Genomic DNA, 25,629 nt, shown 5'->3' on the forward strand with positions numbered 1-25,629 from the left:
CAAATTAATTTTGGTGGATTTTTTTTTATGATAAATAAAGAAGAGAAATTCATGTTAAAAAATTCTATCTCAGAATTGCACTTCAAAAAATCTCCATATATTTGAGTTCAATTAAATGTATTATATTATGAACTTTAATTCAAAAAACCCATTCTTAAACAGTAAGCGTTTTTCATCTAATGCTGAACCTAGAACTGAAGTACACCAAGCTCAGATTATTGATTACAATCAAGAAATGACGGTATCAGGAACAATCAACAAAACTGCTATTTTATTTTTAATTTTATGTGGAGCTGCTATGGTAACATGGTGGATGGCATTCAATGAAATAAATCCAATGCTTCCAACTATTGGAGGCGCAATTGTTGCTTTCATACTTGTTATTGTTTCTGCTTTTAAACCTCAAGCTTCACCTTATTTAGCACCAGGATATGCTTTATTTGAAGGTTTATTTATTGGAGGAATTTCTGCCATCTTTGAATTAAAATTTCCTGGAATTGTTATCAATGCTGTTGGAGCAACTTTGGTTACTTTTTTAGTTTGTCTTGGATTATACAAATTCAAAATCGTTAAAGTTACAGAACAATTTAAATCTGTCGTTGTTGCTGCAACATTAGCAATCGCAACTTACTATTTATTTTCTTGGCTTGCTTCATTGGTTTTCAATTTTCAACCTATACACTATGGAAATTCTATGGCAAGCATTGGTATCAGTGTCTTTGTTATTATTATTGCCGCTCTTAATTTATTCTTAGATTTTGATTTAATTGAAAAAGGTGCAAGAGAAAGAATGCCAAAATTTATGGAATGGTATGGAGCAATGGGATTAATGATTACATTAGTTTGGTTGTATATCGAATTCTTAAGACTTCTATTAAAACTTTCAAGCAAAGACTAATACTCTTTCTTAATAATAAAACTAAAGCCTTTTTGAGTAAATCAAAAAGGCTTTTTTTCTTTCAAATTTTTAATTTTCAATACAAATTATCTAAAAAAATTTCAGAATATTCTTTTATTCAAAAACAAAACAGAATATTTTTCCTATAAAAATTAAAATGTAATTTATGTAATTAAAATTTATTATCATTTTAATACATTATTGATCCTAATTCAGTAAAATTCTTAAAAGCTAATGACTATAACGTTTTTAGCAAAAAAACAACCATGTAATAAATTACAATTTATGCAATTTATTACATTTTTAACAACCAAATAGCTTTATAAATAAATTATTATTTAAATATTCAACAAAAAATTATATTAATAAAAATTATTATATAATTTTGTGTAATCGATTACAATTAAATCACTTGTAGTTGAAAGTAAAGCCACTTACTTATTATTAACTATCTTAAACAAACACTTATGAAAAAAAACCTACTTTTCGTAGCGGTCTTTCTCATGACCGTACAGCTATGGGCACAAACTATTCAAATTAATGAAGCATCGGGCTGGTTAGAAACCGCATTTGTAAAATGGCAACCTGTCAGTGGAGCACAAACTTACAATGTGTATTACACTGGTAACGGATTTACAGACAAGAAAATAGACGATCAGCTTATTAGAAGTTATGGTTCTTATTTCCGTGCTGATATTCCGGGTCTTAAAGCAGGATCTTACACTGTGAAAGTAAAACCAGTTGTGAATGGAACAGAAGGAACTGGCGCTACTACAGGAACTTTAACAGTATCTGCTCACGATAGAAATGGCTTTGCTTTTGAAGGCGGCCGCACTCCAGGAGGTTATAAAGCCGATGGAACTCCAAAGGATAATGCGGTAATACTTTACATTACGCAAAATACAAAAAACACAATTTCCATGAATATTAATGGGGCAAGTTCAAATCCTTGCATTGGTTTACAAAATATTCTTTATGCTATCAAAAAAGGAAAAGATACTCGACCGTTTATCATTCGCTTAATTGGAAATATAACCGATATGACTGTTATGGAAGGTGGCGACGTCGTTATAGAAAATAATAACAACGCTTCAAGTTATGTTACTTTTGAAGGTATTGGTAATGATGCCGTTGCAAATGGCTGGGGCGTACGTCTTAAATCTGCTTCGAATATTGAAGTAAACAACATCGGATTCATGAATTGTGACAGTACAGCGGGAGACAATGTTGGAATGCAACAAGATAATGATCATATCTGGGTTCACAACTGTGATTTATTCTATGGAAATGCAGGAAGTGATGCCGACCAGATAAAAGGTGATGGCGCTTTAGACAATAAAACTTCGACGTATATTACACTTTCTTACAATCACTTTTGGGATAATGGCAAAGCGAGTTTATTGTGTTTAAGTGAAGGAACAACTTCTGGATTATATATCACTTACCATCACAACTGGTTTGATCATTCTGATTCTCGTCATCCGCGCGTTCGCTATTATTCAGCACACATTTATAATAATTATTATGATGGTGTTTCTAAATACGGAGCAGGATCTACAATGGGTTCTTCTCTTTTTGTTGAGGGAAATTACTTTAGAAATAGTAAACATCCGATGCTAACATCGCTTCAGGGTTCTGACATTTGGGATGAAACCAATCAAGTCAATAATGCTGGAACAATGGGAACTTTTTCTGGCGAAGCAGGCGGAAGCATAAAAGCCTTTAACAATATATTTGATGCTTCAAATGGAACAAACAATATGCGTTTTGTGGCTTATAATGATACAAATCCATTATATAATATATCTGGAAAAATTAGTTCTACAACAGATTTCGATGCTTATCTAGCTGCTACAAGAGGAGAAGTAGTTAGCAATACTGTAAAATCTAAATCTGGTGCAAATACTTATAACAACTTCGATACTGACGCTGCATTATATGTAAAAAACTTGGTGATCGATCAGCCTGCTGCAGCTAAAACCAAAACCATGCAATATGCGGGTCGTATTACTGGAGGAGATTTACAATGGACTTTCAACAACGCAACTGACGATACTTCTTCATTAGTTATTACAGCACTAAAATCGGCACTTACCAACTACACTGGAACAGTAGTTTCTGTACAAGGAGAAGGAAATCCGCCTGCTGGAACCCAAACGCTATCTTTAACATCTTCTTCAAACAACAATCAAACAGTTGTTAGCGGTACCTCAATTACTGCAATTGTATTTACTTGGGGAGGAGACGCAACAGATGCAACTGTAACAGGATTACCAGCTTCTGGATTGACTTTTGTAAAAAATTCAACAGCTAAGACCATAACTATTTCGGGAACTCCAACTGCAACAATTTCGTACTCGATTGCAACTTCTGGAACTAGTGGTGCGCCTGCCTCTGGCTCAGGAACGGTGACAGTTACTGCAGCTGGAAATCAAACTTTAACTTCTACAGGAAACAATAATCAAACTGTTTCTTCTGGAACTGCAATTGCTTCTATTGTATTTACTTGGGGCGGAAATGCAACTGACGCAACCGTTACAGGATTACCTGCCTCTGGATTAACTTTTGTAAAAAATTCAACATCAAAAACGGTTACAATTTCTGGTACGCCAACAGCAAATGTTTCTTATTCTATAACGACTTCAGGAACTGCAGGCTCTCCAGTAACAGTATCAGGAAATATAACAGTTACAACAGGATCTGGTGGAGGAAATGAAATTCATAATTTTACTACCTCAGGTAAAACGAGCAGCTTCTACTCTATCACTGGAAATATGAATTCTACGACTGGATCTGTAACTTATAACGGATTAACATTAACAGAACGCTTAAAAATTGAATCAAATACAACGATAACATATACAACTACAAGTTCATCAACTTTAACTTTAGTTTTTGACTCTAATTTTACAGGAACTATCAAAGTAGATAATGTGTCATACACAGCTTCTGCCGGTATTGTCACTGCATCTATTGCTGCTGGTTCGCACACTATAACAAAAGGTTCTGTCGCTAATCTGTTTTATATCAGTACAGCTTACAGCGGAGGAACTACTTTAAAAGTTGCACCAGTAACAGATTCTGTAGTAATTGAAAATACTAAAATCGTATTGTATCCAAATCCTTTTTCAAGCACTTTACATGTATCTGATGCCAATCAAAAAGTAGAAAAAATACTTATTTACAATATTTCTGGAAATTTGGTAATTACATCTGGAAAATCTGAAAGCATTGATACCAGCAGTCTAATTCCTGGAACTTATCTAGCCAAAATTTACACAGCAGACGGATCATTTAACCAAACACTAATTAAAAAATAAAAACTAAAAAAGGCTTCCAAAATTGGAAGCCTTTTTCTCTTATAATCTAAACCTATAAATCAAATTTAATTCCCTGAGCTAAAGGAAGATTTGTTGTATAATTGATTGTATTTGTTTGGCGTCTCATATAAATTTTCCATGCATCAGAACCAGATTCGCGTCCGCCTCCAGTTTCTTTTTCTCCGCCAAAAGCACCACCGATTTCTGCACCAGAAGTTCCAATATTTACGTTTGCAATTCCACAATCAGAACCCGTAACAGATAAAAATCTTTCGGCTTCACGTAAATTATTCGTCATGATTGCAGAAGATAAACCTTGCGCAACACCATTCTGCACTTCGATCGCATTTTCAACTTCACCAGAATATTTAATCAAATATAAAACTGGAGCAAAGGTTTCATGCTGTACAATTTCAAATGAATTTTCGGCTTCTGCGATTGCTGGTTTTACATAACAACCACTTTCGTAACCTTCTCCCGAAAGCACTCCGCCTTCAACTAAAATTTTTCCGCCTTCAGCCACAACTTTATTCAAAGCTGCCGCATACATTTCAACAGCATGAGTATCAATCAGCGGTCCAACGTGATTATTTTCGTCAAGCGGATTTCCGATTCGTAATTGTTTATATGCAGCTACTAAAGCGTCTTTCACTTTATCATAAATACTTTCATGAATAATCAATCTTCGAGTAGAAGTACAGCGTTGTCCAGCCGTTCCTACAGCTCCAAAAACAGCACCAATAACCGTCATTTTTATATCTGCATCTGGAGTTACTATAATAGCATTGTTTCCTCCTAATTCTAAAAGTGATTTTCCTAATCTACCGGCAACGGCTTGTGCAACAATTTTTCCCATTCGAGTTGAACCCGTTGCAGAAATAAGCGGAATACGCGTATCTGCAGTCATTAATTCTCCGATTTTGAAATCTCCATTTATTAAACAAGAAATTCCTTCTGGAAGATCATTTTCTTTAATAACTTGAGCAATTATATTTTGACATGCAATACCGCAAAGGGGAGTTTTTTCAGAAGGTTTCCAAACACAAACGTCACCAGAAATCCAAGCCAGCGCTGTATTCCAAGACCAAACCGCAACTGGGAAATTAAAGGCAGAAATAATTCCGACAATTCCTAAAGAATGGTATTGCTCATACATACGATGCCCTGGTCTTTCAGAATGCATAGTTAATCCGTGCAATTGACGAGATAAACCAACAGCAAAATCGCAGATATCAATCATTTCCTGAACTTCTCCATATCCTTCCTGCAATGATTTTCCCATTTCGTAAGAAACCAATTTACCTAATGCTTCTTTATTCTCACGCAATTTTTCTCCAAACTGACGCACAATTTCACCACGCTGTGGCGCTGGAATCAATCTAAAAGTCTTGAAAGCTTCAGCAGCCTTTTGGATTGTTTTTTCATAATCTTGAGCTGTAGACATTTTTACAGAAGCAATTAGTTTGCCGTCAACTGGCGAATAACTTTCTAAGATTTCTCCAGAAGAAAAGTTATTTATCCCTGTTGATGTCCCTTCATTTATCGTTTTGATGCCCAATTTTTCAAGAGCTTCCGTCATTCCAAATTGTGATGCTATTGTTGTCATTGTAACTTTTTTGGTTAAAATTGTTATATTTTTATTGTAAAGATATTGTTTTAAAATTAATTTTGATTGAAACTTAATTCATAAATGAGAGTAAATTTAAGGTTATTTAATACTAATAAGAGAAGTAAAGTTCCTATTTATTCAGTTTATTTAATGAAATTTGCATTCTCAAATAAAAAAATATGAAATTTTTTGGTTCACTTCTACTTTGCTTTCTTTTAATTTCTACAAATGTTTTTTCTCAAAAAGACAAATCTTCTTTTCAAGTAGTTCCGTTAGGAGTAAAAGGCGGAATTGACGAAAAAAATCTATCGGCTTATTTACTTGCCCCTTCAAACACAAATGATTTTATTTCTTTGGATGCGGGAACAATAAATGCCGGAATTGAAAAAGCAATCGAAAAGAAAACTTTTAAAGTTTCTGTTAGCGAAGTTTTAAAAAAATACATAAAAGGCTATTTGATTTCTCATGCGCATTTAGATCATGTTTCGGGTTTGATTATTAATTCTCCCGCCGATTCTTCAAAGACAGTTTATGCTACAAATAAATGTATGGAAATGATGGAAAATCACTATTTCAACGATCAAACTTGGGCAAATTTTGGAGATGCAGGTCTAGGTTTTCCTTTAAAAAAATATCATTTTCAGACTTTAAATTTAAATGAAGAAACTCCTCTTACCAACACAACTATGACTGTTAAAGCTTTTCCTTTAAGTCATGTCAATCCGTTTGAGAGTACTGCTTTTTTAATTAAAAGCGAAAACAATTACGCTTTATATTTAGGAGATACAGGTCCAGATGAAGTAGAAAAAAGCAATAATCTTCGTGATTTATGGACAGCAATTGCGCCATTAGTTAAAGCAAAACAATTGAAAGGAATTTTTATTGAAGTTTCATTTCCAAATGAACAACCAGATAAATTTTTATTTGGTCATTTAACTCCAAATTATTTAATGAAAGAACTTCATGTTCTAGAAGATTTGGCAGGAAAAGGTTCTTTAGAAAACTTCAAAATCATTATTACACATTTGAAGCCCCCAGCAAAGAATATTGCCAAAATCAAAGATCAGTTAAAAACGCAAAATGATTTAGGGTTGAAGATTATTTATCCGGAACAAGGGAAAAAGTTCGAGTTATAGAAATTATTTTGTAAGTTATTTTTTATATTTTTACCAGATAATCTAAACTTTATAATGAGAATTGTTTGGTCAAAAAAAGCGAATTATACATTTTATAACATTCAATATTATTTAGAACAATATTGGACTTTAGCGATATTACAAAAATTCATAAAGGACTCTTTGCATATTATCAATTTACTCGAAAATAATCCTGAATTGGGCAAATACAATGCAAAACTGGAATGCCGAGAAATTGTTCTTTCAAAACAGGTTAAATTATATTATGAAATAAACGAAGATGACATAATATTAATAGCTTTCTCAAATAATCGTCAAAAGCCTTTGAGTTTTTTAAATCTGCAAAATTTTTAGATAAGATTTTTACTTTTTAATTCTGCAAGCATTTCTTCATGAGTTATATAATCTCCATTTATATAATCAAGTTTCCCCTGTGCAATGTCGGCTTTTAATTGTATTTTAAAATTTTCCTCTGGAGAAAGAATTTTTGCAATTGAAAACATTTCATCAGGAGTAAATGAATGTGATTTCAATTTTCTATAAAACGTTGGACTCGAAATACCAACTTTTTCAATAATATAGTTTCTCTTATAAGTTGATTTATCAATTAGACTCTCAATATTTTCAACTATATTTTTGTATGCGATAATTTCTTGTATCATTTATATTACTTTTTAATAACGTTTATGATACAAATATATATCAAAAATGATACAAAATTATCTCTTTTAACAAAAAAAGTAAACCCGACAGGTTTTAAAAACTTGTCGGGTTCGATACTGTTATTATATATTACTTTTTAGCCACAAACCTAGGATCACTTTCCATCATGGTTCCGCAATTATCGCAAGTTCGTAATTCTTCTGAATTGTAAAAATGTTCGAAGTGAGGAAGAAAATCCTTTTCTATATTATGAAGTTCAAAATATACTTCGTAAAGTTTATGATTGCAATTATCGCAATGCCAAAGCAATCCATCTGTAAAACCTTGACCTGCACGTTTACGCTCAATAACTAAACCTATTGAGCCTTCTGAGCGAACTGGAGAATGTGGCACTTTAGCCGGATGCAAATACATATCGCCAGCATTGAGTTCCATTTCTTTACGCTCGCCATCTTCCTGAATAACGACTTTTATACTGCCTTCTAATTGATAAAAAAGCTCTTCTGTTTCGTTGTAATGATAATCTTTTCTAGCGTTTGGTCCCGCCACAATCATTACAATATAATCTCCAGAATCTACATAAAGGTTTTTATTTCCAACTGGTGGTTTTAGTAAATGACGGTTTTCGTCAATCCATTTAGTTAGGTTGAAAGGTTTTGCTATAGCCATTTTATTCAAAATTTATGAAAAGCTAAGGTAATGAATTTGTAGAGACGCACTGCAGTGCGTCTGTAGGTTTCTAATTTCATCTCGAGAAAAAAGTTAGACGCACTGCGGTGCGTTTCTACATTAAAATTCTTTTATCAAATAAACATAAACGGGAAAGTGATCGCTAAAACCTGCCTTCGCCAAAGTATTTCGCAACGGATAACCTTTATATTGTCCCGAAGTCTCAATAAGATATGGAGCCTTAAAAATTCCTGCTTTCCAAAAACTAAAATTCGAAAAATCTGATTCAAGAAAAGATTTAGTCATCATAATTTGATCGAAAATATTCCACGAATCCCGAAAAGCAATTGTTCCCATTCCATTATTGGCCATTTCTTCAAACGGATTAAAAACACCAAATTCTAATACTTCATTCTTTCTTCCTTCTGTTCCTAAAGCTATTTTTATGCTGTTATTGAGCGGGCCGTCATTAAAATCTCCCATTGTCATCACTTTTGCTTTTGGATTAATCTGCTGTAAGGAATCAATAATTTTTCGGTTTAATTTTCCAGCCGCTTCCCGAAATAGCGTTGTCGCTTTTTCGCCACCAGATCTTGATGGCCAATGATTAACAATAATATGTATTTCTTCATTTTCTAAAAAACCGGAAACCAAAAGCTGATCTCGTGTAAAAACACGATTTTTATTTTCTTTTTTAATTTCTATTTCATCGTCTAAAATTTCGGACTGTACTTCTGCTTTTGGAATATTCTTTTTATAAATAATTAAAGGAATATTGGAAAAGGAAGTCGGACGGAAATACTTTTTCTGATAAAGCAATGCCACATCAATTCCGCGTTTGTCTGGCGAATCAAAATGAATAATTCCGAAATCAAATTGCTGTAATTTTGGTTCTTTAATTAAATCTTCTAAAACGACCCGATTTTCTACTTCAGCACAGCCTAATAAAACCGGTGCATTAGAATTTTCAGGCGTTCCAATTTCAGAAATTACTCTCGCTAGATTTTTTAATTTTTGTTCGTATTTTTCTGTTGTCCAATGCTGACTTCCATTAGGTGTCCATTCATCATCGTTTGTAAAAGCATCATCTACAGTGTCGTATAAATTTTCAAGATTATAAAAGGCAATACTATGTATTTTGTATTTTTTTGATTGCGAATAAGCTTGAAATACGCCAAGCATTATGATGCAAAAACTAATTCTAATCGACTTCATATATTTTACTTTAAAAAAAACTTTCAATATTAAGCATTTTATTTAATTGTAAGAAAATTCAAATAATTTTAAGCTCTAAATTTTCTATATTTGTTTTTCATTCAAAATGAAAAAGCAAACAACTTATGGCAATGAAAAACTCTTTCTTCAATAAAAAACTCTTTCCCTATTATAAAGTCGCATTTCTTATTTTTGCTTTTCAATCGTTCACTTGTCAATCTCAACAAAACATGATAACACCGCCTTATTTACAAAAAGGAGATACTGTTGCACTTTTAGCAACTGCTCGAAAAAATATCGACGATAACTTAAAACCAACTATTGACTTATTGCATAGCTGGGGATTAGAAGCCATTGTTGGATCAACAATCGGATTAGATTATCACCAATTGGCAGGAACTGACGAACAACGAGCTGCAGATTTTCAAAAGCAATTAGACAATCCGAACATTAAAGCAATTTGGTGCGTTAGGGGTGGATATGGAACGGTGAGAATGTTAGATTTATTAGATTTTACTAAATTCAAACAACATCCAAAATGGGTTATTGGATTTAGTGATGTTACCGTTTTGCACAATCATCTGAATACAATGGGTTACAAATCACTTCACGGAATTATGCCCGTAACGGTTCCTAGAGCAACGCCAGATGCTGTAAGTTCCTTAAAAGCAAGTTTGTTTGGAGAGCCAGTTTCGTATTCTATTAGCCCAACTGCAATGAATCGTTTTGGAAATGCTACGGGCGAATTAGTTGGAGGTAATTTATCTATTTTATATAGTTTATTAGGATCTCCGTCTGCAATTGACTGTCGAGATAAAATATTATTTATTGAAGATTTAGATGAATATCTGTATCATATTGATCGTATGATGATGAATTTGAAAAGAAATGGATGCATCGAAAATCTAAAAGGAATTATTATTGGCGGCATGACAAGCATGAAAGACAATGAAGTTCCGTGGGGCAAAAATGCTTTAGAGATTATCGATGACGTTACTAAAAAATACAATATTCCTGTAATTTTTAATTTCCCAGCTGGTCATATTAGAGATAACAGAGCTTTAATTATGGGAAATACCGTTACGATGGAAGTTACTGCTACTGGAAGTACGCTTACTTTTAAAAGATAAAACTACAATCCTTTTTAAGGAAACTTAAAATACCACATATTAAAATCTCGCAAAGACGCGAAGTCGCAAAGGGTACTTAAAACTTTGCGACTTCGCGTCTTTGCGTGCAAAAAACATCAAGCGAACAACTTGAAACTTGAAACTTTAAACTCGAAACAAAAAACCATGGCAGAACATAATGATTTAGGGAAATTAGGAGAAGATTTGGCTGTTGCACATCTGGAAGAAAATGGATACACAATTAGAGATCGAAACTTTGTTTACCAAAAGGCAGAAATAGACATAATTGCGCAGAAAGATTCCATTTTAGCAATTGTTGAAGTAAAGACACGTTCAAGCCTAGATTTTGGTTCTCCGCAGGATTTTGTGAAGCCAAAAAAAATTCAATTACTCATAAAAGCAGTAAATGCCTACATAAACGATAGGGAAAAGGATTTTAAAGATGATTTAGAAATCCGTTTTGACATCATTGGCATTCATAAAAATGGCGAATCATTTGCAATTGAACATCTTACTGATGCTTTTTATCATTTTTAACATAATTTTCTATTGTTATAATTGTAACAATTTGTTTTTTTATTTATATTTGCAGAGAATTATAACATCGCAATGTTAAATTAACAACCAACCGAATTACAAAAAAAAAAAAATTATGAAAACTGTGTCTTCTATTGTAGAAAACTACATTAAAACAAAACCATTTTTATTAAATGCCCTCTCGCTCGGAATTATTAATCTGACTTCACTTTCGCGAAATATTATGACCGAATTAGAAAGTGAGTTTGGAAAAGAAGTAAAACAAGGCGCTGTAGTAATGTCTTTAAAACGACTGACAGAAGAACTAGATTTTAAATTAAACCACAAAATCAATAAAGTAATCAAAAACATCGGCGAAATTACAGTTCGTTCTGAGCTTACAGATTACACATTTGCAGCTTCTGAAACTGTTCTAAACAAACAAGCAGATTTAATTTCTGATATTAATGCTTTATCTGACATTTTTTATACCTCATCTCGTGGTGTAAACGAAACTAATATCGTTGTCAGCAGCAGTGTGAATCACTTAGTTGAAAAACATTTTATGAGAGAGAAATTGATTCAGAAACTAGATAATTTAGCTTCAATTACAGTAAAATTACCAAAAGAAAATATCGTTGTTCCTGGTATTTACTACTTCATTTTCCAACGTTTAGCTTGGGAAGGAATTATTATAAACGAAGTTATTTCTACTTCAAATGAATTTACCATTTTAGTTGGAGAAGATCAAGTTGATGTTGCTTTTAAAGTAATTAAAGACTTGAAAAACTAATTCGAAAATCAGAGTTATATATATTGAAATCCTTTTGTTCTTTTTAGGAAGACGAAAGGATTTTTTTTTGAATGTACGCAGCGTAAATCTTAATTTCATATTTCTTACATAAGAATATTCTCAAAAGTCAAATTCTTAATAAATTTTCTTGAGGTAAAGCGTCATAATAACACTTACTTGTATAAAAGCCACTTGCCAGTTGTTTTTGACTGTTTGATTTAAAAAACTAACAAAAAATATGAATTAAGTTTTTTTATATATGATTTGTTGCGAATAATATTTTTATATATTTGCCAAGAAGTCAGACACCAGACCTCTATTTTGATAGTTTAATACCATTAGAATTAAATAAAGCGAATTAAATTGTTAGAAGCAGCAAACCATAGTGAAAAATTATTGGTGAGTGAACTCAAAAACGGAAACGAAAAAGCTTTTCGAAAACTTTTTGATTTATACCACCAAGATATTTATGGTTACAGCATTAGTCTTTTAAAATCAAAAGAGGCGGCAGAAGAGAATGTGCAGGATGTTTTTATGAAGGTTTGGCTCAACCGCGAAAGTTTAGATATAGACCAGTCATTTAAAGCCTATATTTTCACCATTGCAAGAAATCAGGCTTTTAATGTTTTGAACAAAGCAGCAAACGAAATTCTTTTAAAAGAAGCTGTTTTTTATGAAAGTCAGAAATCACATGAATACGGAGATTATTCCATTCGCGAAGCCGATTGCAAGAAACTCCAAAAACAAGCTATAAAGCGGCTTCCTCCAAAACGACGGCAGATTTTTAAGATGTCCCGGAAAAAAGGAATGAGCTATGAAGAAATAAGTAAGGAACTAGGAATTTCAATAAATACGGTCCGGAACCAGATGAGTAAAGCGCTCGAATCGATGCGCGGTTTTTTTCAACTTCACGATGAAATTATCTAACCAAAACCACAATAATGCCATTAAAATCACTCTTCGGAGTGATTTTTTTTTGATTAGTACTCATTTTAAATTTCGCAAAATTTTTGTCATTTCGACCGAAGGGAGAAATCTCACTCGTACTTCTACAAAGATTGGCAATTTCTTTGTGGAGTTTCTAGTGAGATTTCTCCCTTCGGTCGAAATGACAAAATAATTCGTTTAAAAATTGAACAATATTTTTACTTTAATCCACACAAAATCAACACTTAACAAGTCTTTTTGTTTTTCTAAAATGTTAAAATTTAAAAATTTACAACGTTTGAGTAGTACTCAAATCTCTTTCAACTGTATTATCTAAACACAGAACCTAAAAACATTCTTAATGAATTCGAATTCTGAAATAAAAACGCTTTTACAAAAGTTTATTCTCAATCAATGTACTGCCGAAGAAATTGAGCAAGTAATTGCTTATTGCCGCAATACTAATCTTACGGAGGATTTTCCGACTGTAGAAGACGTTCAAAAGCTGTTGAACGAAATGCCAAAAATGGAGGCTCAAAAAGCAGATTCTATTTTCAACAATATTTTAGCTACTGCAAAAGAAGAAACGGTAATCGAACTTCATCCTAAAAAATCGAATAGACGTAAATACATTTCTATTGCTGCATCTCTTTTGGTTTTACTTGGAATTGGTTTTGCTTACAAACAAGTGTTTTTGAATAAACCTGCAGAAGTTCCTTTCGATTTTAAAAGTACCGATATTGTTTTACAAATGGAGGATGGAACTGTTCAGATCATTTCTGAAAATGGCAAAGTTAAAGTTCAGGATAAAAACGGAAATATTGTTGGAAATCAAGACGGAGACAAATTGGTTTACGAAAAAGAAGCTGGTTCTGATCAATTAGTTTACAACACACTTAAAATTCCATACGGCAAAAAATTTCGCTTAGAATTATCAGACGGAACTATGGTTCATTTAAATTCTGGAACCACTTTGAGATATCCTGTCAAATTTATTGCAGGAGAAAATCGTCAAGTATTTCTTGATGGCGAAGCTTTTTTTGATGTCGCAAAAGACAAAAAACATCCTTTTATTGTAAATGCTGACGAATTAAACGTTCGTGTTTTAGGAACTCATTTTAATGTTTCTAATTATCCCGAAGATGCTCTTACCGACGTTGTTTTGGTTGAAGGTTCTGTTGGAATGTACCGTTCTAACGAAGAATTTGATGCTAATAAAAATACTATTTTGAAACCCGGTTATAGAGGAAGTTTCAACAAAGAAAATGCTTCAATCTTTACAAAACCAGTTATTACGGAAATCTATACTTCATGGATAAATGGCGGATTGACTTTTAGAAATATGACTTTCAAAAACATTATTACCAAACTGGAAAGACGCTACAACGTTACGATTATCAATAAAAATGAAAAATTGGCTAACGAAAAATTCAACGCAAGTTTTAAAGAAGAATCTATCGACAATGTGATGAGTTATTTCAACGAAATTCATGGCATCAATTACACCATAAAAAACAATCAAATACTAATTAAATAACCACTAAAACCATCCCAAAATTATGAAGAAAAAAGAGTGCTAAATAAAAAAATCGGAAAGAGCTGCGAACAATTTCCGATTAACTAAGTGATTGAATATAACGAATTAACTACAATCAATTAACAAAATTATGAAAAAAAAATCTAAGAATAATGGGTTTCTATACTCATTGTTCCAAAAAGACCTAAAATTGAAACTAACTACACTACTTATTTTGGTCGCCATGTTTAATATTAGAGGGAATACTTATGCCCAAAAGACAAAAGTTACTCTGGAATTAAACAATTCAACCATCGAAAAGGTTATTGAGACCATTGAGCAAAAAACCGACTTTAGATTTATTTACAAATTGAACGATATTGACTTAGATCGAACCGTTTCAATTTCTGTAAAAGATCAGTCTATATATGTTGTTTTGGATCGAATTTTTAAAGGAACCCCAACCGAATTTAAAATTCGTGATACACAAATTATTCTAAAAAAGCCAGAACTTAAAACACAAGTAATTGAATTTCAAAAACAAACCGTAACCGGTGTAATTACGGATGAAAATGGAATGCCTTTGCCTGGAGCTTCTGTGATTGAAGAAGGAACGAAAAATGGAATGGTAACTGACTTTGACGGTAAATACAAACTTACTGTTGAAAGCAGCCAATCTGTTATTGTAGTTTCTTTTGTGGGATATAAAGAGAAAAAAGTTATCGCTAGTCAAAGTGTAATCAATATTCAGCTTCTTCCAGACGCGACTGATTTACAAGAAATTGTAGTAGTGGGTTACGGTACATCTACAAAAAGAGATGTGACGGGTGCGGTTTCTTCTATTGCTTCAAAAGATATGAATCAAGGTGCGATTGTGAATCCGTTGCAATTAATTGCTGGAAAAGCAGCCGGAGTTAACATTACGCAATTAGGAAGTGAGCCAGGTAATGGCCCAAGCGTTCGTATTCGTGGAATTTCATCTTTAATTGGAGGAAGTGATCCTTTGGTAGTTGTAGATGGAATTCAAGGAAATATGGATTTATTAAATCAAGTTCCGCCAAGCGAAATTGAAAGTTTTGATATTTTAAAGGATGCTTCCGCAACTGCAATTTATGGTTCTCGCGGTGCGCCTGGTGTGCTTATCATTACGACAAAAAAGAATAAAGCGGGTAAAACTACAATGGAATATATTGGTTCTACTTCTTTAGATTTTATTCCAAAGAAATTACATATGTTAAATGCTGATGAATGGTGGGCGGCGGCGCAAAGTGTTGGTGTTCCTGCATCTGCCAATCATGGTTCAAATACAGATTGGTATGGACTTTTAACACAAACTGGAATTTCGCAAACCCATACTTTATCTTTTGGCGGAGGAACAGATAAATTTAATTATCGAGCTTCTTTAAGTGCAATTTTACAAGATGGAGTTGTAATTAATTCAAACAATAAAAAATATATCGGACGCATTCAGGCAACTCAATTGGCTTTGGATGATAAATTAAAATTGACTTTTAATTTAAATACAGGGATTAATAATACAACGAGTATTATTCAAAGTATTGGAACGGCTGCTTATACCTCAAATTTAATTACAAATGCATACTTAGTTAGACCAACAGATCCAGTTTTTAATACAGATGGAACTTATTTTACAGATCCAAACGTATTTCAATATTTAAATCCATATGCAACTGCACAAACAGTTTCCAATGAACGTGAAAATGACAACTTATTTGCAAGTTTAAAAGGAGATTTAGATTTAGCTAAAGGCTTAATGGCAAGCTGGTTTGGAAGCTGGAGAAAAACGAATACAACCGAAGGATACTATCTTCCTGTAGTTTCTACTAGTGCTTATGCGATTGATCAAAATGGTTATGGAAATGTTAGAAACAATAGACAAAATGAAAAACTAACCAACTTTAGTTTAAACTACAAAAGGACATTTGGCGTACACAACGTAAATGTTTTAGGGTTGTACGAATGGCAAAATCAGGCTTATCAAGGAAATTTTGCACAGGTTAGAGGTTTTATGAATGATCAGGCAACGTTTAATGCACTTCAGTTAGGAGATTTAACTAAAATTCGACCTGGAGATATTGAATCATATAAAAATGACAGAACGTTAGTTTCCTTTTTAGCGAGAGTAAATTACTCTTTATTAGACCGTTATTTAGTAACAGCGAGTATTCGTCGTGACGGTTCGTCTGTATTTGGCGCAAACAACAAATGGGGGAATTTCCCTTCAGCATCTGTTGCATGGCAAATCGACAAAGAGCCTTTCATGCAGAAACAAAATTTATTTAATGAGTTAAAAGTTCGCGTTGGTTATGGAGCAACTGGTAATCAGCAAGGTCTTCTTCCTCAGCAATCACTTTCATTGGTCGGAAGTTCAGGAATTACATATTTTGGAGGTCAGCCGATTACCAATTACAGCATTTACCAAAACTCAAATGCTGATTTGAAATGGGAAACAAAAAAACAAACCAATTTAGGTCTAGATTTCGCTCTTTTAAACAATAGACTAAGAGGAACGGTTGACGTTTATACTTCAAAAACAGAAGATTTATTGTTTGATTATACAGTACCTCAACCTCCATATCCTTACAATACTATTAAGGCAAATGTTGGAAGCATTTCAAACAAAGGTATCGAAGTTTCGCTTGCTTATGATGTGATTAAATCGCAAAACAGCACACTTACTTTAGGCGGAAATGTTTCTTTTATGAAAAACGAAGTGCTTAATCTAAACGGAAGCATTAACGGAGTTCCTTTAAATACAGATTATGTTCCGTGGGGAGCAGCAAACTCTTATTTAGTAAAAGGAAAACCAATTGGAGCGTTTTATATTTTAGAACATACAGGCAAAAACGAAAACAATGTTGAAACTGTTTTAGATCGTGATGGAAACGGCATAATCGATCAAGGAGTTAAAAGTCCAGACCGTTATTATGCAGGATCAGCTTTACCTACTTACACTTTCTCTTTTAATCCGTCTTACCGATATAAAAATTTCGATGCTTCTATGTTAGTGAGAGGTTCTGGAGGAAATAAAATTTATAATGGATTACGCTCTAACTTAAGCAGATTGGAAAATATTGGTAAATCGAATGTTTTAGCGAGCGCTGTAGAAACAGGAATTTATACTTCTCCTTACGGTTCTGATTTATGGTTAGAAGACGGTTCTTTTGTTCGTTTAGAAAATCTTACAGCGGGTTATACTTTCCGTTTTACAGATAAATATATTGATACTATTAGACTTTCACTTACAGGAAATAATTTGTTCCTAATAACAGATTATTCAGGTATTGATCCAGAATTGAATGTAAGCGGTGGTGGTGATAACTTCGGTGGCGATAGAGGGATTTACCCTCGTACCAGAAGCGTGGCGTTTGGTTTGACTGTAAAATTTAAATAGTAAAAGAAATGAAAATCAAAAATATAGTATTGACAGGAAGCATTTGTTTCTTGACACTTTTTAGTTGTACAGATATCGAAGAAAATGTGTACGATAAATATCCCGCAGAAGATTTTTACGGAACACCTGCTGGAGCTGATATTGCCCTTGCAAATGTATATGCACAAGTTCCAGGAGAATTTATTAGAGACGGCGCAAGTGGCGTTGGTTATGCTGGTGCAGATAATGGCTGGTACGACATGAACTGTATGTCTTCTGATGAACAGGTTATTCCGCACAGAAATACAGGTGACTGGCAAATGGATTTTGCACGTTTGCACAAACACGAATGGCTTCCAACAGACTTTATCATTAATAATACATGGAACTGGCTTTACAAATCTATTTTCAATGCCAATTTAGCGGTAGATTTATTGCAAAAAGCAAATGCCGATGCTTCAAAAATTGCCGAAGCTAAGACTTTGAGAGCATTCTTTTATTATTTATTAATTGATGATTATGGAGATGTTCCTTTCTTCACAGATAATAATATTACAGTTGATAAAATTCCACAATCAAGCCGTAAAGAAGTTTATGATTTTATTGTAAAAGAATTGACTGAAAACGTTGATTTATTATCAGGAACAAGAGGCGGAAATTACTACGGAAGATTCAATAAATGGGCAGGTTATACTTTGCTAGCAAAAGTGTATTTGAATGCACAAGTTTATACTGGAACTCCAAAATGGAACGAAGCTTTAGCGGCTTGTAACAAAGTTGCCGAAGGCGGATTTACGCTTCACTCTGGCGCTACAGATGCTGCAAATCCGTTAGGAAGTAAGTATTTTGAGTTATTCGGAGATGTTCTTCCAGAAGATGAAACTATTCTTCCAATTTATGCAACACTAGATATCGTTTCCCGTAATGTTTATGCTGTTCGAAGTTTATATGGTCCGCATGCTCAGAATTTGTTTGGTTTCAGCGGTTGGAATGGTACAATTGTTCCTAAAGCATTTTTCTTAAAATATGATGCGAATGATATTCGTAGAAAACAATATCTATTTGGAGAGCAGCCAGGCGGTTTCAATTACACACTTGATGTGGCTTCACTTGATAATCCAGGAGCAGATCCGCAGGCGGGAGTTCGTAATGTGAAATTTTATCCAGTTGCACCAAGAACCGGTGGAGGAGCTTCTAACGACTTCCCTATTTTTAGATATGCCGATGTAATTTTAATGATGGCAGAATGTAACGCTCGTTTAGGAAATGCTGCAGCTGCAAAACCTTTTATAGATCAAATCAGACAGCGTGCTGGATTAAGTGCTTTAGATCATAATCCTTCTCTTGATGAGATTTATAACGAAAGAGGATTTGAATTAAGCTGGGAAGGTCACAGAAGACAAGATATGATTCGTTTTGACAAATTTTTATTGGCAAACGAATTCAGACCTGCGTCTCCTGCATTCAGAAAATTGTTCCCAATTCCAACCTCAGCTTTAGATGCTAATCGTGGATTAAAACAAAACCCTGGTTACTAAAAACAAAACTATCATGAAAAAATATATCAATAAATTATTCATACTAGGCAGTTTGCTGTTCTTGGGTTCATCCTGCGACAGCGATGCCGAATTAACAACGCTAGAGGCTGTTAATTTCCCTTCAGAAATTACTGTTTCATCTAGCAAAATTGTTCTAACAGAAGATACTGCAGACGATCAAGTTTTACTGGTTTCATGGCCTGAAGTTACTTTTCCTATCGAAGCTCCTGTAACGTATGCGCTTCAATTTGATTTGGTTGGAGATACAAGCGGTGCAAATGCTTGGCAAAAAGCTAAACGAATTGAAGTTGGAACAGATGTTTTAAGCAAAACTTTAATTGGTCAGGAATTAAATAAAATTGCTGTCGATTTAGGACTTCCAATTGATGTTGAAGGAAAATTAGTCGTTCGCGTTGAAGCGGCTATGGATCGTAAAGTGTTTTCTAACCCAATTACTTTAACTATTACGCCTTATGAAAAAAGTGTTGTTTTTGGTGAAATTTATATGCCAGGAAGTTATCAAGGCTGGGGAATTGAAACTGCCGCGGTTTTAACTGCAATTCAAAAAGGTGTTTACCAAGGTTATATGACGGCTGCTGTTGGAGCTGGACTTGGATTCAAATTGAATACTGAGAGAAACTGGGCACAATTTTATGGCGCAGGTGCTACAAATAGTGACTTGAAAAACATGAGTGATACTGATTTTCAACTTCCTGCTACTGGTTCTTATCAGATTAAAGTGAATTTAAATACTTTAAAATGGACTGCAACTCCTTATTCTTGGGGAATTGTAGGTGACGCAACTTCTGGAAGCTGGGATAACAGTACGCCAATGAATTACGATCATCAGACCAAAACTTGGAAAGTGACTGCTGTTTTAGTTCCTGGAAACGTAAAATTCAGATTGAACAATAGCTGGACAATCAATTACGGATCTAAGAATGCAACAGACGGAATCGCTTATTTAGATGATCCAGGAGCGCACTATATTGGTGAAGGTGGTACTTACGAAATCACAATGAAGATCAATGATGTAGATCCTGCAAGTCTTGGATATCCTCAAACGCTAACGTATACCATCACAAAAAAATAGATAAAAATTAAGTTTAGTTTGGTTTGAGTTTACCTGCCTTTTTACTTCGAAAGGCAGGTTACTTTTCAGCCATTTAAAAACATAAAAAAGTAAAATCATGAAATTCAATATAAAAATCGTTTACGGATTATTGCTTGCCTTAGCTTTTGTTTCGTGCAGTTCTTCTGATGACGAAAACAAAACTCCGCCATCTCCTTATACACAATACGGCGCTCCTTTTGATAAAATGCCAAAGAAAGAAGATGCCATAATTTATCAGGTAAACATTCGTGCTTTTAGTCAAGCAGGAAATTTGAAAGGCGTTCAGGATAGATTAACTCAAATACAAGAATTGGGTGCAAATGTCATTTATTTGATGCCTATTTTTCCTGTTGGGAAAGAAAGAGCAACTGGCGAATTAGGATCTCCTTACGCCGTAAAAGATTATAAAGCTGTAAATCCAGATTTCGGAACTTTACAAGATCTTCAGACTTTGGTTGAAGAAGCGCACAAAAAAAATATGGCTGTTATTCTTGATTGGGTTGCCAATCATACCGCTTGGGATAATGCTTGGATTACACAGCATAAAAACTGGTATCAGCAAGATGCAAACGGAAATATTATTATTCCTCCAGGAACAAATTATAATGACGTTGCACAATTAAATTTCAATAATACTGAAATGAAAGACGCTATGATCGACGCTATGTCTTATTGGGTTTACAACGCCAATATTGATGGTTTTAGATGCGATTATGCTGATTTTGTCCCAAACAATTTCTGGTCAGATGCCATTACCAAATTAAGAAAAATCAAAAAGAATCAAGAAATTTTAATGCTGGCTGAAGGTTCAAAATACAATCATTTTGCTTCAGGTTTTGATTTTACTTTTGGTTTCAATTTCTTTTATACAATCGAACAGCTTTTTAAAGAAAATAAACCTGCAACAACGATTCAGGATTCGAACGCAACAGAATATGCCAACGTTTACGATCCATCAAATAAAGTGGTTCGTTATACAAGCAATCACGACGTAAATCTTTCGGACGGAACTCCACTAGAACTTTTTGGAGGAAAAAAAGGATCTGTAGCAATGTTTGTTGTAGCGGCTTATTTAAAATCAATTCCAATGATTTACAACGGACAGGAAATTGGTTACGACAAAAGATTAAATTATTTCGCTAAAACTCCAATCGATTGGTCAACTGCTGATGCTTCGATGCTGGCGGAATACAAAAAAATCATTGCTTTCAGAAACACAAGCAACGCAATTAAAACAGGAGAATTTACAGGTTACAGCAGTAATGCCGTAAGTGCTTTCACGATGATAAAAGATGCCGAAAAAGTTTTTGTTCTTTCTAATTTAACAGGCTCAACGGTTAAACATCTGATTCCTTCAACATTAAAAGGAAACTGGAAAGATGCTTTTACAGGTGCTACAGTCACAGTAGGTTCTGATGTAGCACTTCAACCTTTTCAATATTTAGTATTGAAAAATTAACTCTCACAGCAACTTTAAAGACTAAATTTGCAACAAAATAAAATAACATGAATTTTCAATTCCAAAAATCATTGCTTCAAATGCGTTTGAACAAAAAAACAGCGCTTTTATTTTTTGTAGTCCTAAGTGTATTTTCGCTTAAAGCACAAGAAATAACTTCGCCAGACAAAAATCTAACTTTAAAATTTGAATTAAAAAAGGGCGGCATTCCGTCTTACCAATTATCATACAAACAGAAAGCAGTTATTAAGCCAAGTTCATTAGGTTTAGAACTTCAAAACAGAGCTTCGTTTATGGATGGTTTTACCGTTTCAAACACAAAACAAACTTCTGTTGATGAAAATTGGAATCCGGTTTTAGGAGAAGAAAAAACAATTCGCAATCATTATAACGAATTGGTTGTCACTTTAGCGCAAGCGAAAAACAACAATAGATTTATTCGTATTCGTTTCCGTTTATTCAACGACGGATTAGGATTTAGATATGAATTCCCAAAACAAGATGAGCTGAGTTATTTTGTAATTAAAGAAGAACGCACAGAATTTCAATTGGCAGGAAACCATAAAATTTTCTGGATTCCAGGAGATTATGACACTAATGAATACGCTTATACGACTTCAAAGATTTCAGAAATTCCTTCTTTGATGAAAAAGGCAACAATTGAAATTAATGCACAGCAGCCAATCGCAGCACTTTCTGTGCAAACGCCTTCAATGATGAAATCTGATGACGGTTTATACATCAACATTCACGAAGCGGGGTTAATCAATTATCCGGCAATGTATCTTGAAGTTGATGCTAAAACCAATAAAATGGTAAGTCATTTAGCGCCAGATGCAGTTGGCGCAAAAGGTTATATGCAGACCGATGCGCAAACACCTTGGAGAACTATTGTAGTAAGTGATAAAGCAACTGATATTTTGGCTTCAAAATTAATTTTGAATCTTAATGAACCAACAAGTTATAAAGATGTTTCTTGGATTAAACCTGTGAAATACATCGGAATTTGGTGGGAATATTTTGTTGCTGGAAAAAGCACATGGGCTTTCGGAAAAGAAAACAACGTAAAAATGACGGATGACTTTACGAAACTTACACCAAACGGAAAACACGGAGCCACTACAGAACGTGCAAAAGAATACATCGATTTTGCTTCTAAAAATGGTTTTGATGCGATTCTTATCGAAGGATGGAACATTGGCTGGGAAGACTGGATTGGCAACTGGAAAGAAGATGTTTTTGATTATGTAACAGCTTACCCAGATTTTGATGTTAAAGCGGTTCATGCTTATGCGGCTTCAAAAGGAGTGAAAATTATTATGCACCACGAAACATCAGGATCTGCAACCAATTACGAACGTCGTTTAGATCGCGCCTTTCAGTTTATGAATGATAATGGTTATGATGCCGTAAAAACAGGTTATGTAGGTCAGATTATTCCGCGTGGTGAACATCATGACGGACAATGGATGGTGAATCATTATATCAATGTTGCCAAACGTGCTGCTGATTATAAAATTATGGTGAATAGTCACGAAGCGGTTCGCCCAACGGGTTTAAACCGTACTTTTCCAAACTGGATTGCTCAGGAATCTGCTCGTGGAACGGAGTTCGAATCTATGGGAGGTTTAGCGCCAGATCATACGACAATTTTGCCATTTACAAGATTAATGGGAGGTCCGATGGATTACACACCTGGAATTTTCCAAACTGATCTTTCGTATTATGGAACAGGAAGTACGCAACGCGTAAATACTACTTTGGTAAAACAATTGGCATATTATGTTACGATGTACAGTCCGTTGCAAATGGCGGCTGATATTCCTGGGAATTACGAGCGTTTTCCAGATGCTTTTCAGTTCATTAAGGACGTAGCGATTGATTGGGATAATAGTTATATTCTAGAAGCAGAACCTGGAGATTATATCACGATTGCCCGTAAAGCAAAAGGTAAAAACGAATGGTTTATTGGCGGAATTACAGATGAAAATGCAAGAACTGCCAACATTTCTTTTGATTATTTACCTGCAGGAAAAAATTTCGTTGCCACAATTTATGCTGACGCAAAAGATGCTAATTGGAATCAAAATCCGCAAAAGTATACGGTTTCTAAAGTTATCGTAAACTCAAAAAGCAAATTGAAACAGTATTTAGCTTATGGCGGTGGAGTTGCCATTAGTATTAAAGAAGGAAGTGCTGCCGAGTTAAAGGGAATGAAGAAATTATAAATATTTTTTTGCCACGAATTTTACTAATTTACACCAATTATAATTCTCTAAAATGAATTTGTGTAAATTCGTGAAATTCGTGGCAATATTTTTTTTAGAAAGAATAATTGAGCACAACCCCAAAATCATTCTTTAATGTGATATCGTTTTTAATGACAGCAGGCTTAAATGCCAATTTTTCATCTACATTAAATTGTGAAAGTGCCGCATCAATATTGGCATCTATAATATTTAAGACATAAAATCCAACGATAAATAAGGCTGATAAATCTCTATTTCTCTGATATATTTTTTGAGCAGAAATTAATTGGCTTTCACTTAAATTTGCTAAAAATTGAGAATCACTCTTGATTCCTTCCAATCTGTTTTTATATTCATCCCTATAAACATTATAATTTTTCTGATTATCAATGTATAAATAGGCACTTGTACCAATTGCACCATAAACCAAAGGAACTTTCCAGTATTTTTTATTATAAATCTGTCCTAAACCAGGAAGAACTCCAGAATAAAATGCAGCTTTTGCAGGACGAAGCGGATCAATTTCTTCCGATTTAAAAGTGTCTTTTAAAATGATTTGTGTTTTTTCTTGAGCAAATACTGAAGTTAATCCCAAAAATAATAATAGAAGTATGAATTGATTCTGCATATAAAGTTTTCTTTTAAATATTTGTTTCAAAGAAAACTTTTTAGTTCTAAGAATTTTCTTAAATTATAGATAAATAAAAGCCAATTTTTAATTAGCCTAGTACTCAATCATATATGCATTAAAAATAAAAATAATACTACAATTTTTGCAATATTCAACTTAAATCTGTTACTTTGCATTATGAAATCTACAACAGTAAATAAAGAAGTCATTAAAGCTGCAATTATCAAAATGAGAGAAGATAAAATTGCTGTGCGTTCTTTTTTACAAGGAACAGCATCGATCGAAACCTTAACTTCAAAAGGTATCAAGCTTGTTAAAACGATATAATTATACTTTTAACGCTGACTCTGGTTATTATAGTTTTTTTACAATAAGGGAGATTGAATACAGAGTTGCCTTTTATGAGGATTTCACTTTAGAATCATGTATTAGTGATGACAAAAAACTCGGAAATATCTATCAAATTACGATTGATAAAATTGGCACTAAACCTGCTTTTTATGATAGAAAGGTTTCAGAAACAATCAAAAATATTATAATTTCTTTTTTTGAAAGTATTGAAGATGCATTGATTTATATTTGTGATGATAATGACAAAAAAGCCTTTCAGAGATTTTCTGCTTTTGATAGATGGTACAATAATAGCTCAATGACAGGTCATATAACAAAGCTTAATAATATTATAGAATTTGATTCTGATAATGAAAAGATTAAGCTTTATACTTCTTTGATGTTTCATAAAGATAATCGCAATATTGAAAACATAAAAATAGCATTTAATAATATTAGGAATGCATTAGATGGAGAAAAGCCATAGTTCCAATTAATGATAAAACCGATATACTTCTATAT

Annotated in this window: 20 protein-coding genes; 15 read left to right on the plus strand and 5 right to left on the minus strand. The window is 33.5% G+C overall.

Annotation, left to right across the window (positions count from 1 at the left end):
- Nucleotides 1-127: 127 nt before the first annotated feature.
- Together LL966_RS11420 and LL966_RS11425 are read left to right on the plus strand one after the other, a co-directional pair.
- Nucleotides 128-898, plus strand: coding sequence for a Bax inhibitor-1/YccA family protein (locus tag LL966_RS11420; RefSeq protein ID WP_229353282.1), 771 nt, complete (start codon nucleotides 128-130; stop codon nucleotides 896-898).
- A gap of 467 nt (nucleotides 899-1,365) precedes the next feature.
- Nucleotides 1,366-4,218, plus strand: a complete 2,853-nt coding sequence (locus LL966_RS11425; RefSeq protein WP_229353284.1) for a pectate lyase family protein — start codon at nucleotides 1,366-1,368, stop codon at nucleotides 4,216-4,218.
- A gap of 52 nt (nucleotides 4,219-4,270) precedes the next feature.
- On the opposite strand, the gene amaB is transcribed toward LL966_RS11425, so the two are convergent.
- Nucleotides 4,271-5,824, minus strand: coding sequence for an L-piperidine-6-carboxylate dehydrogenase (gene amaB, locus LL966_RS11430; protein WP_229353286.1), 1,554 nt, complete (start codon nucleotides 5,822-5,824; stop codon nucleotides 4,271-4,273).
- 182 nt (nucleotides 5,825-6,006) lie between these two features.
- On the opposite strand from amaB, the gene LL966_RS11435 reads away from it, so the two are divergent.
- Complete coding sequence (locus LL966_RS11435; RefSeq protein ID WP_229353288.1) at nucleotides 6,007-6,963, plus strand: MBL fold metallo-hydrolase; 957 nt, start codon at nucleotides 6,007-6,009, stop codon at nucleotides 6,961-6,963.
- A 350-nt stretch (nucleotides 6,964-7,313) separates the two neighbouring features.
- On the opposite strand, the gene LL966_RS11440 is transcribed toward LL966_RS11435, so the two are convergent.
- From LL966_RS11440 to LL966_RS11450, 3 genes are all read right to left on the minus strand, one after another.
- Nucleotides 7,314-7,625, minus strand: coding sequence for a hypothetical protein (locus LL966_RS11440; RefSeq protein WP_229353290.1), 312 nt, complete (start codon nucleotides 7,623-7,625; stop codon nucleotides 7,314-7,316).
- Nucleotides 7,626-7,755: 130 nt separating this feature from the next.
- Nucleotides 7,756-8,295 carry a 3-hydroxyanthranilate 3,4-dioxygenase gene (locus LL966_RS11445; RefSeq protein WP_229353296.1) on the minus strand — a complete coding sequence of 180 codons (540 nt, stop codon included), beginning with the start codon at nucleotides 8,293-8,295 and terminating at the stop codon, nucleotides 7,756-7,758.
- 120 nt (nucleotides 8,296-8,415) lie between these two features.
- Nucleotides 8,416-9,510, minus strand: coding sequence for an endonuclease/exonuclease/phosphatase family protein (locus LL966_RS11450; protein WP_229353298.1), 1,095 nt, complete (start codon nucleotides 9,508-9,510; stop codon nucleotides 8,416-8,418).
- Nucleotides 9,511-9,740: 230 nt separating this feature from the next.
- On the opposite strand from LL966_RS11450, the gene LL966_RS11455 reads away from it, so the two are divergent.
- The 10 genes from LL966_RS11455 (at nucleotide 9,741) to LL966_RS11500 (ending at nucleotide 24,125) form a co-directional block, all read left to right on the plus strand.
- Nucleotides 9,741-10,640 (plus strand): S66 peptidase family protein, encoded by a 900-nt coding sequence (locus LL966_RS11455; protein WP_229353300.1) that lies wholly within the window; start codon nucleotides 9,741-9,743, stop codon nucleotides 10,638-10,640.
- Between the two features lie 165 nt (nucleotides 10,641-10,805).
- Nucleotides 10,806-11,177 (plus strand): YraN family protein, encoded by a 372-nt coding sequence (locus LL966_RS11460; protein ID WP_229353302.1) that lies wholly within the window; start codon nucleotides 10,806-10,808, stop codon nucleotides 11,175-11,177.
- Between the two features lie 115 nt (nucleotides 11,178-11,292).
- Nucleotides 11,293-11,949 carry a hypothetical protein gene (locus tag LL966_RS11465; RefSeq protein ID WP_008466087.1) on the plus strand — a complete coding sequence of 219 codons (657 nt, stop codon included), beginning with the start codon at nucleotides 11,293-11,295 and terminating at the stop codon, nucleotides 11,947-11,949.
- Between the two features lie 363 nt (nucleotides 11,950-12,312).
- Nucleotides 12,313-12,876, plus strand: a complete 564-nt coding sequence (locus LL966_RS11470) for an RNA polymerase sigma factor (RefSeq protein WP_229353303.1) — start codon at nucleotides 12,313-12,315, stop codon at nucleotides 12,874-12,876.
- Nucleotides 12,877-13,237: 361 nt separating this feature from the next.
- Complete coding sequence (locus tag LL966_RS11475; RefSeq protein WP_229353304.1) at nucleotides 13,238-14,413, plus strand: FecR family protein; 1,176 nt, start codon at nucleotides 13,238-13,240, stop codon at nucleotides 14,411-14,413.
- A gap of 190 nt (nucleotides 14,414-14,603) precedes the next feature.
- Nucleotides 14,604-17,807 carry a TonB-dependent receptor gene (locus tag LL966_RS11480; RefSeq protein ID WP_229353305.1) on the plus strand — a complete coding sequence of 1,068 codons (3,204 nt, stop codon included), beginning with the start codon at nucleotides 14,604-14,606 and terminating at the stop codon, nucleotides 17,805-17,807.
- 8 nt (nucleotides 17,808-17,815) lie between these two features.
- Nucleotides 17,816-19,324 carry a RagB/SusD family nutrient uptake outer membrane protein gene (locus LL966_RS11485; RefSeq protein WP_229353306.1) on the plus strand — a complete coding sequence of 503 codons (1,509 nt, stop codon included), beginning with the start codon at nucleotides 17,816-17,818 and terminating at the stop codon, nucleotides 19,322-19,324.
- Nucleotides 19,325-19,337: 13 nt separating this feature from the next.
- Nucleotides 19,338-20,417 carry a SusE domain-containing protein gene (locus LL966_RS11490; protein ID WP_229353308.1) on the plus strand — a complete coding sequence of 360 codons (1,080 nt, stop codon included), beginning with the start codon at nucleotides 19,338-19,340 and terminating at the stop codon, nucleotides 20,415-20,417.
- Nucleotides 20,418-20,514: 97 nt separating this feature from the next.
- Nucleotides 20,515-21,897 (plus strand): alpha-amylase family glycosyl hydrolase, encoded by a 1,383-nt coding sequence (locus LL966_RS11495; protein ID WP_229353309.1) that lies wholly within the window; start codon nucleotides 20,515-20,517, stop codon nucleotides 21,895-21,897.
- A gap of 80 nt (nucleotides 21,898-21,977) precedes the next feature.
- A complete protein-coding gene (locus tag LL966_RS11500) occupies nucleotides 21,978-24,125 on the plus strand; it encodes a glycoside hydrolase family 97 protein (protein WP_229354099.1) in 2,148 nt (715 codons plus the stop codon).
- Nucleotides 24,126-24,219: 94 nt separating this feature from the next.
- Here LL966_RS11500 and LL966_RS11505 read toward each other — a convergent pair whose 3' ends face one another.
- Nucleotides 24,220-24,774 carry a DUF5683 domain-containing protein gene (locus LL966_RS11505; RefSeq protein ID WP_229353310.1) on the minus strand — a complete coding sequence of 185 codons (555 nt, stop codon included), beginning with the start codon at nucleotides 24,772-24,774 and terminating at the stop codon, nucleotides 24,220-24,222.
- A 180-nt stretch (nucleotides 24,775-24,954) separates the two neighbouring features.
- Here LL966_RS11505 and LL966_RS11510 point away from each other — a divergent pair, with 180 nt between their 5' ends.
- Nucleotides 24,955-25,104 (plus strand): hypothetical protein, encoded by a 150-nt coding sequence (locus LL966_RS11510; RefSeq protein ID WP_229353311.1) that lies wholly within the window; start codon nucleotides 24,955-24,957, stop codon nucleotides 25,102-25,104.
- The gene (locus LL966_RS11515; protein ID WP_229353312.1) at nucleotides 25,088-25,594 is read left to right on the plus strand and encodes a DUF6169 family protein; all 507 of its coding nucleotides are present in this window, start codon (nucleotides 25,088-25,090) and stop codon (nucleotides 25,592-25,594) included. Before LL966_RS11510 ends, LL966_RS11515 begins: the two co-directional genes overlap by 17 nt.
- Nucleotides 25,595-25,629: the final 35 nt, after the last annotated feature.

The sequence above is a fragment of the Flavobacterium chungbukense genome (assembly GCF_020805785.1).
Lineage (GTDB): Bacteria > Bacteroidota > Bacteroidia > Flavobacteriales > Flavobacteriaceae > Flavobacterium > Flavobacterium chungbukense.